This window comes from Streptomyces fumanus (assembly GCF_014655295.1).
GTDB lineage: Bacteria > Actinomycetota > Actinomycetes > Streptomycetales > Streptomycetaceae > Streptomyces > Streptomyces fumanus.
Map to the genome: position 1 here is coordinate 781,953 of NZ_BNBI01000001.1, position 14,589 is coordinate 796,541.

The 14,589-nt window shown below is 71.8% G+C and carries 14 protein-coding genes; 7 read left to right on the forward strand and 7 right to left on the reverse strand.

Annotation, left to right across the window (positions count from 1 at the left end):
- Positions 1-100 precede the first annotated feature (100 nt).
- The gene (locus tag IE316_RS03465) at positions 101-976 is read left to right on the forward strand and encodes an LLM class F420-dependent oxidoreductase (protein ID WP_190202574.1); all 876 of its coding nucleotides are present in this window, start codon (positions 101-103) and stop codon (positions 974-976) included.
- A 161-nt stretch (positions 977-1,137) separates the two neighbouring features.
- Here IE316_RS03465 and IE316_RS03470 read toward each other — a convergent pair whose 3' ends face one another.
- From IE316_RS03470 to IE316_RS03485, 4 genes are all read right to left on the reverse strand, one after another.
- Positions 1,138-1,995, reverse strand: a complete 858-nt coding sequence (locus tag IE316_RS03470) for a fumarylacetoacetate hydrolase family protein (RefSeq protein WP_190202575.1) — start codon at positions 1,993-1,995, stop codon at positions 1,138-1,140.
- 154 nt (positions 1,996-2,149) lie between these two features.
- Positions 2,150-2,836 carry a membrane protein insertase YidC gene (gene yidC, locus IE316_RS03475; RefSeq protein WP_190202747.1) on the reverse strand — a complete coding sequence of 229 codons (687 nt, stop codon included), beginning with the start codon at positions 2,834-2,836 and terminating at the stop codon, positions 2,150-2,152.
- A gap of 143 nt (positions 2,837-2,979) precedes the next feature.
- Positions 2,980-3,297, reverse strand: a complete 318-nt coding sequence (locus IE316_RS03480) for a DUF6412 domain-containing protein (RefSeq protein WP_190202576.1) — start codon at positions 3,295-3,297, stop codon at positions 2,980-2,982.
- 82 nt (positions 3,298-3,379) lie between these two features.
- Complete coding sequence (locus tag IE316_RS03485; protein WP_190202577.1) at positions 3,380-3,910, reverse strand: winged helix-turn-helix transcriptional regulator; 531 nt, start codon at positions 3,908-3,910, stop codon at positions 3,380-3,382.
- Positions 3,911-4,053: 143 nt separating this feature from the next.
- Between IE316_RS03485 and IE316_RS03490 the strand changes: the two genes are divergently transcribed.
- From IE316_RS03490 to IE316_RS03510, 5 genes are all read left to right on the forward strand, one after another.
- The gene (locus IE316_RS03490) at positions 4,054-5,472 is read left to right on the forward strand and encodes an MFS transporter (RefSeq protein WP_190202578.1); all 1,419 of its coding nucleotides are present in this window, start codon (positions 4,054-4,056) and stop codon (positions 5,470-5,472) included.
- 361 nt (positions 5,473-5,833) lie between these two features.
- Positions 5,834-6,853 (forward strand): SEC-C domain-containing protein, encoded by a 1,020-nt coding sequence (locus tag IE316_RS03495; protein ID WP_190202579.1) that lies wholly within the window; start codon positions 5,834-5,836, stop codon positions 6,851-6,853.
- Between the two features lie 69 nt (positions 6,854-6,922).
- On the forward strand, positions 6,923-7,345 hold the full coding sequence (locus IE316_RS03500; RefSeq protein WP_190202748.1) for a very short patch repair endonuclease: 423 nt from the start codon (positions 6,923-6,925) through the stop codon (positions 7,343-7,345).
- 21 nt (positions 7,346-7,366) lie between these two features.
- Entirely contained in the window at positions 7,367-8,401 is a 1,035-nt protein-coding gene (locus tag IE316_RS03505) for a DNA cytosine methyltransferase (protein WP_190202580.1), read from the forward strand.
- Positions 8,398-9,930 carry a DNA cytosine methyltransferase gene (locus tag IE316_RS03510; RefSeq protein ID WP_190202581.1) on the forward strand — a complete coding sequence of 511 codons (1,533 nt, stop codon included), beginning with the start codon at positions 8,398-8,400 and terminating at the stop codon, positions 9,928-9,930. The genes IE316_RS03505 and IE316_RS03510 overlap by 4 nt, the downstream gene beginning before the upstream one ends.
- Before the next feature lie 10 nt (positions 9,931-9,940).
- On the opposite strand, the gene IE316_RS03515 is transcribed toward IE316_RS03510, so the two are convergent.
- From IE316_RS03515 to IE316_RS03525, 3 genes are read right to left on the reverse strand one after another with little or no spacing between them, the layout of a single operon-like run.
- On the reverse strand, positions 9,941-10,816 hold the full coding sequence (locus tag IE316_RS03515) for a DUF6339 family protein (protein WP_190202582.1): 876 nt from the start codon (positions 10,814-10,816) through the stop codon (positions 9,941-9,943).
- The gene (locus IE316_RS03520; RefSeq protein ID WP_190202583.1) at positions 10,813-11,808 is read right to left on the reverse strand and encodes a hypothetical protein; all 996 of its coding nucleotides are present in this window, start codon (positions 11,806-11,808) and stop codon (positions 10,813-10,815) included. The genes IE316_RS03515 and IE316_RS03520 overlap by 4 nt, the downstream gene beginning before the upstream one ends.
- Before the next feature lie 3 nt (positions 11,809-11,811).
- Positions 11,812-13,956 (reverse strand): helix-turn-helix domain-containing protein, encoded by a 2,145-nt coding sequence (locus IE316_RS03525; protein ID WP_190202584.1) that lies wholly within the window; start codon positions 13,954-13,956, stop codon positions 11,812-11,814.
- 421 nt (positions 13,957-14,377) lie between these two features.
- Between IE316_RS03525 and IE316_RS03530 the strand changes: the two genes are divergently transcribed.
- Positions 14,378-14,557: a hypothetical protein gene (locus tag IE316_RS03530; protein ID WP_190202585.1), complete on the forward strand. Its 180-nt coding sequence runs from the start codon at positions 14,378-14,380 to the stop codon at positions 14,555-14,557.
- The last annotated feature ends 32 nt before the right edge of the window (positions 14,558-14,589 follow it).

Here is a 14,589-nt window from a genome sequence, read left to right on the forward strand (position 1 = left end):
CCACCCGTTCGGCCGCGACGGGGAATGCCCCGCCGGTCCGCCCCGGTTGGCACGCGGTAGAAGAGAGGTCGTCACCGCCCCACCGGAAGGACCGACACGGATGAACGACACCACGGCCGCCTTGAAGAACTCCATCGGACGGTACGGCATCTGGAGCATCGGCCTGCGCGCCGAGGACCCCGACGGCAGCGGCGAACGCGCCTCGGCCGCCGCGGAGTTGGAGCAGCTCGGGTTCGGTGCCCTGTGGCTGGGCGGCAACAGCGCCGCCCGGCACGCCGCCCCGCTGATCGAGGCGACCTCGCGGGTGGTGGTCGGCACCAGCATCCAGAGCATCTGGGAGCACGGGGCACCGGCCGCCGCCGCGGGCTTCGCCGAGCTGGAGGTGGCCCACCCCGGCCGCTTCGTCCTCGGCCTCGGGGTGAGCCACGGCCCCGCGGTGAAGGGGTACCGCCGCCCGTACTCCACGATGGTCGGCTACCTCGACGAACTGGACCGGGCGGGGATGCCGGCCCACGGGCGGGTGCTGGCGGCGCTCGGCCCGAGGATGCTGGAGCTGTCCCGTGACCGGGCGGCGGGCGCGATCCCGTACCTGGTCACCCCCGAGCACACCGCGAAGGCCCGCGAGACGCTCGGCGAGGGCCCGCTGCTGGCCCCGGAGTTCAAGGTGGTCCTCGACTCCGACCCGTCCAGCGCCCGCGCCACGGCCCGCGCCTACCTCTCCTTCTACCTCGGGCTCCCCAACTACACCCAGAACTTCCTCCGCCTGGGCTTCACCGAGGACGACCTCACGGACGGCGGCAGCGACCGGCTGATCGACGCGGTGTTCGCCTGGGGCGACGACGACACCATCCACCGTCGCATCACCGCCTTCCACGACGCCGGCGCCGACCACGTAGCCCTCCAACTCGTCACCGACGCCCCCACAGACACCCTCCCCAGGGAAGGCTGGCGCCACCTGGCTTCCCTACTGACCTGAGCAAAGCCGCGCCCCCCTTAAGGGGCGCGGGGAACTGCGCGACCAGCCACAACGAGCCCGCACGTTTCAGGGACGCGGGGAACTGACCGCGCTTTCAGGGGCGCGGGGAACTGCGCAAAACCACAACGCCCCCGCACAGTCCCCCGCCGCCCCGCAGAGCGCTACGCGCTCTTCAGCTCCTGCCGCTGCCGCCCCAGCCCCCCAATCTCCAGCTCCACCACATCCCCCGCCCGCAAATACGGCTTCGGCTCCGGCCGCCCCATGGCCACCCCCGCCGGCGTCCCCGTATTGATCACGTCCCCGGGCCGCAGCACCATGAACCGGCTGAGGTACCGCACCACCTCCCCCACCGGAAAGATCTGCTCCGCGGTCGTCCCGTCCTGCTGCAGCTCCCCGTTGACCCACAGCCTCAGCGGCAGCCGCTGCGGGTCGGGCACCTCGTCGGCCGTCACCAGCCAGGGCCCCAGCGGGTTGAACGTCTCGCAGTTCTTGCCCTTGTCCCAGGTCCCGCCCCGCTCGATCTGGTACTCCCGCTCGGACACGTCGTGCGCGACCGCGTACCCGGCGACGCACGCGAGCCCCTCCTCGGCCGACTCCAGATAGCGGGCCGTACGCCCGATCACGACCGCCAGCTCCACCTCCCAGTCGGTCTTGGTGGACCCGCGCGGCACCAGCACCGTGTCGTACGGCCCCACCACCGTGTCCGGCGTCTTGAGGAAGACGACGGGTTCGGCGGGCGGCTCGACCCGGATCTCCCGGGCGTGGTCGTGGTAGTTCAGCCCGATGCACACGATCTTCCCGATGTGCCCCAGCGGCGGCCCCACCCGCAGCCCCGTCGCGTCCAGCGCGGGCAGCTCCCCGGAGGCGGCGGCGGCGCGGACCCGGCCGAGCGCCGCGTCGTCGGCGAGCAGCGCGCCGTCGATGTCCGGCACCACGCCCGACAGGTCGCGCAGGGTCCCGTCGGCGTCGAGCAGCGCGGGCCGCTCCGCCCCGGCCGTACCGACTCGCAGCAGCTTCATGTTGGCCATCTCCCTCGATCGCGGGCGCCCGTCCGACGGCCCGGCCCGGGTGCGGCGGACCAGGCATCGGAGGACTGGTCGATCGTCCAAGGTCGGCGTCCGCTCCGCAATACCCCGTTCATGTACTGGACCGCGGCATCGGGCGTCACCGGTATCACCGGTACAGCACCGCCCGCTCGGCGGCGCTCCAGGCCGTGCTGGTGACGACGTACAGCGCGGCGGCCAGCGGCACGACGGCCACCGTGACGAGGGTGAAGAAGGACAGGAACGGCATGGCCTTGGTGACCGCGCCCGGCAGTCCGGCGTCCTGGTCGGCCATCGCCCGCCGGGTGCGCCGGAAGCCGTACGCGGCGATCGCGGCGACGACCGCGAAGACCCCCGCGTACACGAGCCCGGCGGCGCCGAACGGCCCGCCGCCGGCGAGCGCGTCGGTCCAGCGTCCGCCGAGCGGGGCGGCGAACAGGTGGTGGGTGAGCAGTCGGTTGGGGTGCCCGCCGACGGTGGGGCTGGAGAAGAGGTGGTAGAGGAGGAAGAACGCGGGGAGCTGGCAGAGGCCGGGCAGCACCCCCGACAGCGGTGACACCTTCTCCCGGGCGTGCAGGTCGAGGACGGCCTGCTGGAGCCGGCGCGGGTCCTCGGCGTGCCGGCGGCGCAGTTCGGCGATCCGCGGCTGCAGGGCGGCCCGGGCCCGCTGGCCGCGCGCCGCGGCCCGGGACAGCGGGTGGACGAGGAGGCGTACCAGCGCGGTGATCAGGACGATCGCCGCGGCGGCGGCACCGGCGCCGAACAGCGGCTGGAGCAGGTCGGCGAGGCCGTCGACCAGGTTGGCGAAAACGGACATGGTGAGGAGCCCTCCGGGGGTCTCGTCGTGCCGGGTCGGGACATGCGGCAGGACGGCGGCCGGGGTGAGGGCACGGAGGAACGGCACGCACGGCACGCCCGTGACGAGCGGGCGCGGCGAGCGGATCGGCGGGGTGTGCCCTCTTACGCGGCGGTCGCCGGGAGGGCCCGGCCGGGTGCCCGGGGCCGGCGGCGCCCCCGGGCGTCGGGATCGCGCTGGGGCAGGAAGGCGGTACGCCGGTCGCGGTCGCGGATGGCCGTACGGACCCGGGTGGGCGGCACGGCGGGCACACAGCGCGCGGCGAGGACGGCGCACAGGGCGAGCGCGGAACCGGCGGCGGCGGTCGCGGCGAGCGCGACGGTGACGGAGAGGCTGCCGGCGTCGACGAGGGCGACCTGCGGAAGGAGAACCAGCAGGACGACGAGGGGACGCAGCCGCGGGGGCAGGAGAAGGCGCCGCACGGCGATCCCCTCCTCCCGTATCGACCCTCGGCCCTCAACGGGCGTTCCCCTAGAGGCTATAGCGTCCTGGCGCTGTCGGTCATCAGGACGCCTGGTCGATGATCACCGGTTCCAGCAGCCGCTTGGGCCGGAGCAGCGCGCGGCTGACCGGGTCGGCCGGGTCGGGGTCGAGTCCGGGCCCCGGCAGCATCTCGACGTCCGCGACGGGGACGGCGATCCCGCAGGTACGGCACTCGCCGTACCGTCCGAGCCCGGAGCCGCAGCCCGCGTGCCGGAAGATCCGCATCGGCGTGGTGTCGTAGTGCTCGCGGCCCCAGACGCCGAGCGCGCACAAGGTCGGCCACAGGGCGAGGCCGCGCTCGGTGAGGACGTACTCGTCGCGCGGTGGCGACTGCTGGTAGCGGCGCTTCTCCAGGACGCCCTCGGCGGTGAGCGCCTGGAGGCGGGCGGCGAGGACCGCGCGGGGCGCGCCGAGGTGGACGAGGAAGTCGTTGTAGCGCCGCACGCCGTAGAGGGCGTCGCGCACCACCAGCAGTGTCCAGCGCTCGCCGACGACCTCCAGCGCGCGGGCGATGGAGCACTCCTGCTTCGCGTAGTCCTTGCCCAGAGCCATGCGTCCACTGTAGCCACTTTCCCCCTTTTAGGTTCAGTGAACGAACCCACAGTGCTAACGTGACCTCCCGTCAGTTCGTTCACTGAACCATGCCCTCTCGACGCGCCGCGGCCCGACCGCGGACGGGAAGGACGTCCACGGCCATGACCAGCACGGGCAACGACACGACCACGGCCGCCGCCACCGCCGTACCACCGCACCGCCCCCCGGCGCGCGACGCGCCCCCGCACCCCGGCCGCACCCTCGCCCTGACCAGCGCCGCCACCGCGCTGGCCCTGATGACGTACACCGCGCCGATGGTCACGCTCCCCCAGACCGCGGCCGACCTCGGCACCCCGCTGTCCGCCCAGGCATGGCTGCTCAACGGCACCCCGCTGGGCCTGGCCGCGCTGCTCCTGGTCGTGGGCAGCCTCGCCGACGACCACGGCCGCCGCCGGGTCTTCGTCACCGGCACCTTCGCCCTCGGCCTCACCACCGCGCTGGGCGCGCTGGCCGGTACGACCTGGCTGTTCACCCTCGCCCGGATCGCCCAGGGCGCGGCCAGCGCGGCCCTCCTCGCCAGCAGCCTGGGCCTGCTCGCGCACGCCTTCCCCACCCCGGCCGGGAGGCTGCGCGCGACCGGCGTGTGGGGCGCGTTCGTCAGCGGCGGCATCGCCGTCGGCCCGCTGGTCACCGGCTCGATCCCGTCCTGGCGCCTGGGGTACGGCGTGCTGGGCGCCGCCACCCTGGCCGTCGCCGCGCTCGGCACGCGCGGGCTGGCCGAGTCCCGCTCCCCGCGCGGCGGACGGCCCGACCTCGCCGGGGCGGCGACCTTCGGACCGGCCCTGATCGCGCTGGTCGCGGCCCTCACCCTGGGCCGGGACGGCTGGCTGCGCCCACCGGTCCTGCTGCTGTTCGCGGCGGCGATCGTCCTGACGGCCGCGTTCGCCGTCCTGGAACGCCGGTCCGCCACCCCCATGATCGACCTGTCCCTGCTGCGCCGCCCGCTCTTCCTCGCCTCGGCCACGGGCGGACTGTTCACGGGGCTGGCGGTGATCGGCCTGTTCAGCTTCCTGCCGGCGCTGCTGCAACAGGCACTGGACATGTCCCCCATGGACACCGCCTGGCTGTTCCTGCTCTGGTCCGGCCTCTCCTTCACGGTCGCCCTCCAGGCCCGCCGCCTGGCCGGCCGCGTCCCGCCCCGCCACCAGCTCGCCCTCGGCTTCCTCCTGCACACCGCCGGCGCCCTGTCCATGCTGGGCGCCCTCGACGCGGGCTCCTGGCACCGGCTGCTGCCCGGCCTGATCATCGCGGGCACCGGCAGCGGCCTCCTCAACGCCGCGCTGCCGCTGCTGGCGGTGGAGTCGGTCCCGCCGACCCGCGTGGCGATGGGCTCGGGCGCGCAGCAGACGTTCCGCTACATCGGCTCCTGCGCCGGCGTCGCCCTCACCATCGCCCTGGCCACCTCGGCCGGCACCCCCGGCGGGGGCGCGGACCTGGCGATCACGGTGTCGGCCGGGCTGTCGGTCCTGGCGGCGGTGGGCCTGGTACTGCTGCGGGACCGCCTCGCGGCGGAGGCGTAGCCGCCGCACGCGCACCGCGACCGGACCCCCTGCCGGGGGGCGGGGAACCGGCCGGGAGCGCCCCGGCCGTCCCCGGCCGTCCCGGCCTTCCCGGCCTTCCCCGCTGGGAGCACCCCGGCCGGGAAGGCCGGGGACCAACCCGTCGGGGAAGACCGGGGACCAACCGGTCGGGAAAGGCCGGGAACCAGCCCGTCGGGAAAGGCCGGGAACCAACCCGTCGGGAAAGGCCGGGAACCAACCCGTCGGGAAAGACCGGGAACCAACCGGCCAGGGACGACCGGGGCGAACCCGCGGGGGCCGCCCCCGTCACCACAACCGCCGCTCCGCACCTCCGTCACCCGACGGCAGTACGGTGTCCCCCATGCGCCCCGACACGCCTGCCGAGAACCTCGACCACACCGCCGAAGCGGCCCGCCTGGAGCGGACCGCCGGCCTGTACCCCGAGGACGCCGAGGCCCTGCTGCTGCGGGCCGCCGCCCACCTCGAACTGGCCGGCGACCGCCCCGCCGCGACCGCCCTCTACGACCGGCTGCTCGCCGCCCCCGGCACCCTGGAGAACCCGGCCCTGGTCCGCGCCCTGAAGGCGTCGAACCTGTGGGAGTACGACCACGAGGCCGAGGCCCGCGCGATCATCGACGGCGTCCGCGCGGCGGCCCCCCGGGACCCGGCCCCGTGGGTGATCGTCGCGGAGTCCCTGGAGGCCCACGACGAGCTGGAGGCGGCCCAGGAGACGTTCACCGAGGCCGCCCGCCTCCTCCTGACGGACGTCGCCGAACCCCCGTACGCCACGCACCCCCTCCTCTACGGCCGCCACCGCGTCCGCCGCATGCTCGGCCTCCCCCACGACGAGTGGGACACCCTCGCCGACACCCTGCACTCCATGCCGGTCTCCCTGGACGAGCTGCACGACCCCAAGCGCGTCTGGTCCCTGGGCTCCTCCAACCCCGCCGAGCTGGAGGCCGAGATCTCCCGCCTGCGCGCCGAACTCGGCGCCTACCGCGAGGCCCTCTCCCGCCCCTTCCCGGTCGCCATGCTCCACTGGCCCGCCGCCGAACTGACCGAACTCCTGGACGCGTATCCCTCCCTGTCCGCCGAATACCCCTCCTACGAGGCCCACCTGGCGGCCATAGAGTCGGCCCTGCGCGAACTCGCCGCCTCCGGCACCCGCAACCTCGGCATCGTCCAGGGCACGGTCCCCTCCTACGAAGCCTTCGCCGCATCGGAGTCCGCCACCCCGTCGGACGCGTCCCTCCTCCCCCAGTACGCGACGACCTTGGCGGCCCGGGGACGGGCGGTGGCCTGGCCGCCGGAGCGGGGGGCGGGGTGCTGGTGCGGGTCGGGGCGGGGGTACGGGGAGTGTCACGGGGTGGCGCAGGACTGACCGTTCGAGCAGGTGGCCCCCCGGACGATGAACAGCATGAAGCCCTCCTCCCCCGGCGTCTCCGCCCGCATGAGCAGGCAACCGAGCAAGGACACCGGCGTCGAGCTGGCCGTACGACGGCTGCTGCACGCGGCCGGACTGCGCTACCGGGTCGAGTACCCCGTCCCCGGCATGCCCCGGCGACGGATCGACGTGGCCTTCCCGAAGGCCAAGATCGCCGTCCTCATCGACGGCTGCTTCTGGCACGGCTGCCCCCGACACGCCACCCACCCGAAGGCGAACGCCGAGTGGTGGCGCCGCAAACTGGAACGCAACATGGCCCGGGACCGGGAGACCACGGAACACCTCACGGCGGCAGGGTGGACGGTACTGCGCTTCTGGGAGCACGTACCGGCCGACGAGGTGGCGGGGGCGGTACGGGCGGCGGTGGACCGGGAGAGGCGGGGCGGGGAGTCCCGCGAGGGGAACACGCGGGCGCCGGAACGTCCGTGACAGAGAAACGTGGGGGGATCCATGACCGATCGGCTCAGTCTCGTCGACGTCTGCGCGGGCGCGGGCGGCCTGGCGTCAGGGCTGGAGAGCGCCGGCTTCGCACCGGTGCTGCTGCTCGACAACAAGAGTCAGGCGTGCGAGACGTTGTCGACCAATCGGCCGCACTGGAACGTCGTCTGCCAGGACCTGATCGACTTCCTCCCGCAGGAACATCCGGACACCCTGGACGTCGATCTGCTCTCCGCGGGCCTGCCCCGGGTGAAGTCCTCCGCGGCGGTCGGGCGCTCGGACAGTGAGCCGGAACTGCGGCTGCTCAGCGCCACGGTCTACCTGGTCCACGCGATCCAGCCGCGCGCCCTGCTCCTGGAGAACCTGCCCGCCCTCGTCGACTCGCCGGCGTACGCGGAGATCCGGGAGTTCATCGGGGCCGAGCTGACCCACCTCGGATACCGACTCCGCTGGTTCGTGCTGAACGCGGCCGACTTCGGGGTGCCGCAGGAGCGGTTGCAAGGCGTCCTCGTGGCACTCAAGGAGCCGTGGTTCGACGCCTTCGCCCCTCCGGAACCGACGGTGAGCGAGCATCTCTCGGTCGGTCGGGCGTTGCGTCGCTCGATGGGTGCGCGGGGTTGGCCCGAGGCCGACGCCTGGGCGGACCAGGCCCGGGCCGTGGCGCCGACTCTGGTCGGGGGTTCGGACAATCGGGGCGGTGCGGACCTCGGTCCGAGCGGGACGAAACGGGCCTGGGCACGGATGGGCGTGAACGGTGGCGCCCTCGCCGACGAGGTGCCGGGGCCGGACTACCGGTGGCCGCGCTCGGACGATCCGGCCGAGATGCTGAAGATCACGGTGGACCAGGCAGCCGTGCTCCAGGGTTTTCCGTCGGAGTGGCGGATCACCGGTCGGAAGACGGCTCGGTACCGGCAGATAGGCCATGCGACCCCTCCACCGGTGGGCAGGGCGCTCGGCGCAGCCATCGCAAGGGCGCTGCGGTCTCCCGCCGGCCCGGGGAAGCCGGGAACGGCACCCGCGCCCGCCGGCTACACTTCGCACCCATGAGCCACATCCAGAACACGCCCTCCCCACGTGCGGTTTTCCGCATTTTGGACCTATTTGCCGGGCCGGGTGGGCTGGATGTGGCGGCAGAGGTCCTGGGTCATCGGGTAACCGGCATCGAATGGGACGACAACGCGTGCGCCACCCGAGCGGCGGCGGGGATGGACACCTTCACCGGCGACGTGCGGAAGTACCGCGCGTCCTTCTTCCCCCGGGCCCAGGTCCTGACGGGTGGCCCTCCGTGCCAGACCTTCACCGTGGCCGGGCACGGTGCCGGCCGCAAAGCACTGGACCAGGTACTGGCGTACATCGCGCGACTGCATGACGTCGTGCGACCGGAGAACGCGGAGTGGAAGGAGATCTTCCGGACGTGGCGGGACATCTCCGAGGATCTGCGACGCAAGGCCGTCCGGGCCGAAGAGGTGCGGACCGAGAAGCGTGAGTGCGAGGCACGGCGCTCGGTGACCCGCAAGGCGCTCAGGAAGCACCTGCAGGACCACGGGCACTCCGCCGACGACATCAAGGCTCTCCTGAAGACGCTCGAAGCGTCCCGGAAACTCGATCTCGACCACCCCGACCTCAAGCCCTTGATCGAGCAGTTCTCCGTCCTCAGCGCCGAGATCGACCGGCACAAGGTCGTACTGGAGGAACTGGGCGACGAGCGGACAGGGCTGGTCCTCCAGCCGCTGTGGTGGGTGATAGAGCGAAGCCGGCGCCCCGGGTCGGAGCCCTACGAGGCTGTCGTGCTGGAGCAGGTGCCGGCGGTGATGCCGGTGTGGGAGAAGTATGCCGAGGTGCTCGGCACTCTCGGTTACCGCACCAGGACGCAACTGATGTACACCGAGGCGTTCGGGGTCCCGCAGACCCGGAAGCGTGCCGTGCTCATGGCCCGCCGCGGCGGGCCCGAGATCCCTGAGGTCGAGGAGACCCACGAGCGGTACCGCTCGCGGAACATTCTCAGCAGGGCATCGGCCAAGGCGGACGACCTGCTCTGGGACGTCGACGAGGACGCCGCGGACAAGACCCCGCCGAAGGAAGCGTGGGTGTCCATGGAGACGGCTCTCAAGAAGGCACGGGCCATCGACCCCGGTCTGCCCGACCGGCCTGCCTTCACCGTCGTCTCCAACTACGGGACCGGCGGTGACCCCAGCACACGCGGCGAGCGTGACCATGACGCCCCGTCCGCGACGATCACCGGCAAGGTGTCGCGGAACCGCTTGGTCTTCAAGGGGACCAAGAAGCACCTAGCCCGCCACGACCGCTTCACGATCCCCGAGGCGGGCGTGCTGCAGACGTTCCCCGTGGCGTATCCGTGGAGCGGCGGCGACCGGCCCCAGCAGATCGGCAACGCCGTCCCGCCTCGGCTGGCCCTGCACGTGCTGCGGCAGGTCCTGGAACCGGAGTCGAGCCGCGAGGAGGCCCGCGCCCGGCTGGAACAGGCCATCACGGATCTGGAGACCTGGCAGCCGGGCGAGACGGTGGAGGTCCGCGAGCACGGGCAGTGGGAGGGTCACCCGCTCACCGGCAGATGACCTCTCCCCCTCACGGCTGCGGAGTCCGCCCCCTGATCGGGGCGGTCTCGAACAACCCGACGAGGTAGTCGGCGAGCGCGGCCACCGAAGCCTCCGGAACGCGCTCCTCGTCGGGGCCGACAGGAAGCGTGTGGCGCGGGACGGGGGGCGCGGACTCGGCTTCCTCGATCCACGCACGCAGCGGCTCGGGGTCACGCGGTTCGTCCGGGGCGAGCGCGTCGTAGACCAAGGTGGCACCGGCAGTGCTGATCGCCACCAGGAGTCCGTTGATCTCCCGCCCGGTGCTGGCGACACCTCGCTCCAGGATGCGCACCAACGCCTGGGCCGTGGGCCGATGGTCGATCAGGTCCATGCGCAACGCGTTGTGGATGAGGTCCTGGTTGGAGCAAGCCGTCACCACCGGTCCGTAGTCCTCGCCGTTCCGGAACATCTCCGCGGCCCACCACAGCCGGGAGAAGCACTGCCGGTCGGCGGCACCCTTGAAGCGGGCCGGGTTGATGCGCATGTTCCTGTCCTGCGCCGGTGCGGGACCATGTCTCCAAGCCACGTAATCCGGCGCGACGGCCAGTGCCAGGTGGGTCCAGATCCTCCTGTCCGCGGCCTCCCGCCGGGTCAGGCGCAGCGTCGCGTGCAGCCGGGGCGCCAACCAGCCGTCGGCTTCCGTCCGGTTCTCCTTGAACTGGTACATCGCGTCGTCCACCAGATCCCTGAGGGGCTCCACGTCCCATCGGGGGTCCTCCTCCGGCAGCGGCTCGACCACCTTGGCCAGATCGATGCCGGCGTGTCCCTGCACTCCTTTGAGGAGATCCTCGGTGAGGAAGGGATCGGCGGCGGTCGCGGAGAGCAGACCGAGCCGTGCGGGAATGTGGTGCGGCTTCTCGATCACGCGCTGTCCTCTCGGTTCATCTGCTGCAACGCGCGAAGGGCGTTGGCGACCGCCTTGCTCGCGCTCGCTCGGCGCACGGCGGCGTAGTGGACACGGGTCTGGAGTTCGACCCAACCCGCGTCACCGGTTCGACGGCGATGGACCTGGCGGAGCGCTTCCTCGGCGCGGAGGCCCGGCACCACGTCGGGAAGCATCTCTCGCAGCACCTCACCCCTCCAGTCGGTGGGGAAGACGGGCGAGCCGTCCGGTTCGACCTCCAGGTCACCCAGGGCGCTGTGGAACACCGCTGTCCACACGTCGGTGGCCATCTGGGCGAGCAGCAGCTCCTGGACCTTGCTCTCGACTCCCCCGCTGTTGCCGCCGAGGAGATCCGAGAACCCCTCGACATCGGTGTTGACCATGACCAGGGGCACCCGCCCCGAGGCGTCGATCACCCAGGGCGCGTCGGAGTAGGGGCGCAGCCACTCCCGCGTGCTCTTGGAGAAACTGGCCTGCTTCACGTCGAGGGTCAGGCCACCGAGCGGCTCCTCGGCGACCGTGTCGACGGCCCAGTCCGCGTCGGTCTCGGTGATCGACCGGCCCGGGACGTCGTCGATCGTGGCGACGGCGTGGACCGCGAGGGTCGCGCGCCCCACGTGGTCGTCGCGCAACACCTCGATGTCACCGGCCCACTCCTTGCTGTCCGGAGCGTCCTGCCGCAGGTCGACGGTGGTTCGCACATTGGTGTCGCCGTCGGTGAGCACCGCCAGGACCCGCAGGTCGCTCCACGGCGCGTCCGGGTCGGTGGCGCCGGGAGGAAGGGTGGCCGACAGGCCGATCCTGGCCGAGATCCAGTCGTCGCGCTGCGCCACCCCCAGAGCCACGGTCCGCTGCGGAACGGAGTAGGCGGAGGTGTCCAGGTGCTCGCGTGTCCCGTCGGGCAGCTTGAGCGAGGCGGATGTCACCCGCAGGCTGATCGGACGGTTGAGTCGCTTGTACGGGTAGAACTTCATGCCTCACTCCCCTGTGCCGGCACGAAGTTCGAGCACGAGCCGCGTGAGTTCGGTCCGGACCGGATGGCTGGTGGCGTCGGTGAATCCCCGGAAGACGGCTCGGCGGGCGCGCGGCGTGAACCGCAGCACACCGTCCTCGACCTCGCAGCCGTCCACGGCGACGAGTTCGGCCCAGTCGAGCCTGGGCCGACTGCCGGACCGCACGTCCAGGAGGACCACCGGAGTCATGGCGGGCAGTTCTTCGGCCCGTGGAAGCTTCACCTCCGCGGTGATCTGCCATTCCCCGCCGGCACCGATCCGGGCTTCCAACCCGTCCAGTTCGGGCAGGGTCGACCCGGCGGCCCGCTTGGGGGCGGCGGTGGTCTTGCGCTGGACGGTGAGCTTCTTGCGCAGCTTGGCGTTCTCCTGGGATCCGGCGCTCTTCGGTCGGACGACCAGTTCCTTGACAGCCGAGTTGACCTCGGCGGTCAACGCGGCGATGCGGTGGTGCGCGCTGTGCGACCAGCGGAGGGTCAGTTCCTCGGTCTGGCCCCACCGGTCGTGCTCGGGCGGTTCGGCAGCCCGTAGGAACTCCTCCGCGTCGTCGGCGAAGGGCGCCGACTCTCCGGCGGCATGACCGAGCAGGAGTACGGCCTGGAAGGCGGTGACGCCCAGCGGCAGGCCGTGCACGGTGGACTTCTTGATGGTCATCCGGTTGCCACGCAGCGAGTGGACCTCGCTCTTCGCGGCGTCCTTCTCCTCCGCCTCCGTGACCAGGAGTACTCCCTGGTGGGTGCCGAGCGTGCCGCGGCGGCCACCGGTCAGCGGCAGCCGCAGGGGAACGTTGCGGAGCGCGACCTGACCGGCCTGCGTGAGCCGGTCCACGGTCGTCCCCTCGTAGAAGGCCCGCAGCGCCCGAGTACGCGAGGGCTGTGCCTCGGCGGGGTCGACCTTCTCCTCCGGGATGACGACCTCCCCGTTGCGCAGTGTCCGGACCGACGTCTCCAGCAGCGGGAGCTTGCTGCCCCCTCCCGTCATGGCCGCCCAGAAGTCCCGGCCCAATGCCTCGACCAGGCGGTGGTGCATGGCGGTGATGTCGCGGGTTCCGTCGTCGTCGCCCCCGTTCTCGTCGTCGGCGGCATCGGGTTTCTCCGGGGCGAGACTGGCCACGTCATGGGCGCCGACGATGAGGAAGGAGGTGCCCGGCTCGTCGCTCTCGCGGGTGAGGTGCAGCCTCTCGACCGTCTCCTCGTCCGCCCACCAGGAGCGGACCACCTCCGCGTTGGGTGTCTCGGGGTCGGGACGCCCCAGCCACGCGGGGCCCGCCCACGCCTGACCGTCGACGACACGCCACGGCAGTTCCAGTCGCCCGATGACCCGGCGTTCGGTACGACCCTCGTGAGGAACGGAGAGCGTGGAGTTGATCAGGACCATGCCGAGCGCGCTGGTGGCCCAGAGCGTCGCCTTGCCGAGCCCGTAGGAACCTCCCGCTGCCCGGCCCGACTTGAGGCTCTCCAACTGCCGGCGGACGACGGCCGCGAACTTGCCGTCGTCGTAGTCGTCACCGGTGAGGCCGGAGGCGTTGTAGTCGTCGACCCGCAGCAGGATCAGGCGACCCTTCTCGAACATGTCGCGGACACCGGCGTCCACCACCCGCCCGACCTTCTGATCGGCGGCGGACTCCGAGACGGCCAGGTAGTGCGGTTGGAGTCGGTCCCAGAGGATCGCGGCGCGGAACGCCTCCAACGCCTCACCGGTCAGCTCGTGGATCGTGTACCGCACGCGGACCGGACGTCCGTTCTCCACCAGCCGCTCGTCGAGGCTGTTCTGGCAGGTCTCCCGGGCGAGCACCTGAACGTCCGCGTCGAAGGCGAAGGCAGCGGCGTTCCCGCCGTCGCGACCACCGTCCAGATAACCGGGCCGGTGGTACCAGGTGACCGGGAGACCGGCCTGCGTGTCGGTGGTCCGGGTGTGCACCGTGCTCAGGTCGGTACCCAGCGCCTTGGCGATCTCGCCCATGACGGTGGCACGCGGGACCGAGCGCTTGGTGATCCACGCGGAGACCGCGGCTCGGGTGAGTCCCAGCTCTTCCGCCAGCTCGGCCTGCGTCTTGCCCGCGATCTTGAGCTGACGGGCCAGCCAGGGCCCGAACTCCTCACCGGCCTCCATGCGGCCTCCCACTCTTCGGTGTAACTCGTTGTGCGACGGTCCTGGACAGGCTAATTTGACATCCCAGCGCGCGTCAATCACGACTTGACGCAAGACCGGCGACCACCCCCTCTCGAACGACTGTCCACTTTGCCCGTAACGCACCACTAGAGGTAGAAGCATGCGGAACTCGCGAGTAGCTCCTGGTGTCGCAGATGCAAACGCTACAGCTAACCGGAATGCTCAATTCCGGTAATCCGCCCCGCAATTACCGCTCGACACGAACGAGTGACTTCTCCTAGGATCGTTGACGGCAGCAGTGCCTACCCCACTGGGCAACTCCTGTGTTCGACGGGCGACTTGTACCCTTTTCCGCTCTCGAGACCCCGAACGTGCCCGTGGTGCGGGATCCCGAACGACCACCAGAGGAAACGACACCCTCATGGAAGACCCTCCCGGGGAATCGGAGTCCCCTTACGACTGCCCGCCGTACTCGATGCGGGAACTCAGCGCGATCTCTTTACAACTCTCGTTCGCCGGTTCCGACGTCGAGAAGAAGCAGATCCTCGACGCGTACGGCATGACGCCGGAGGAGTTCCGAGAACTCTCCGGTGACGGTTGACCCTGCCAAGGACCACTCCGCCCCGGCGTGCG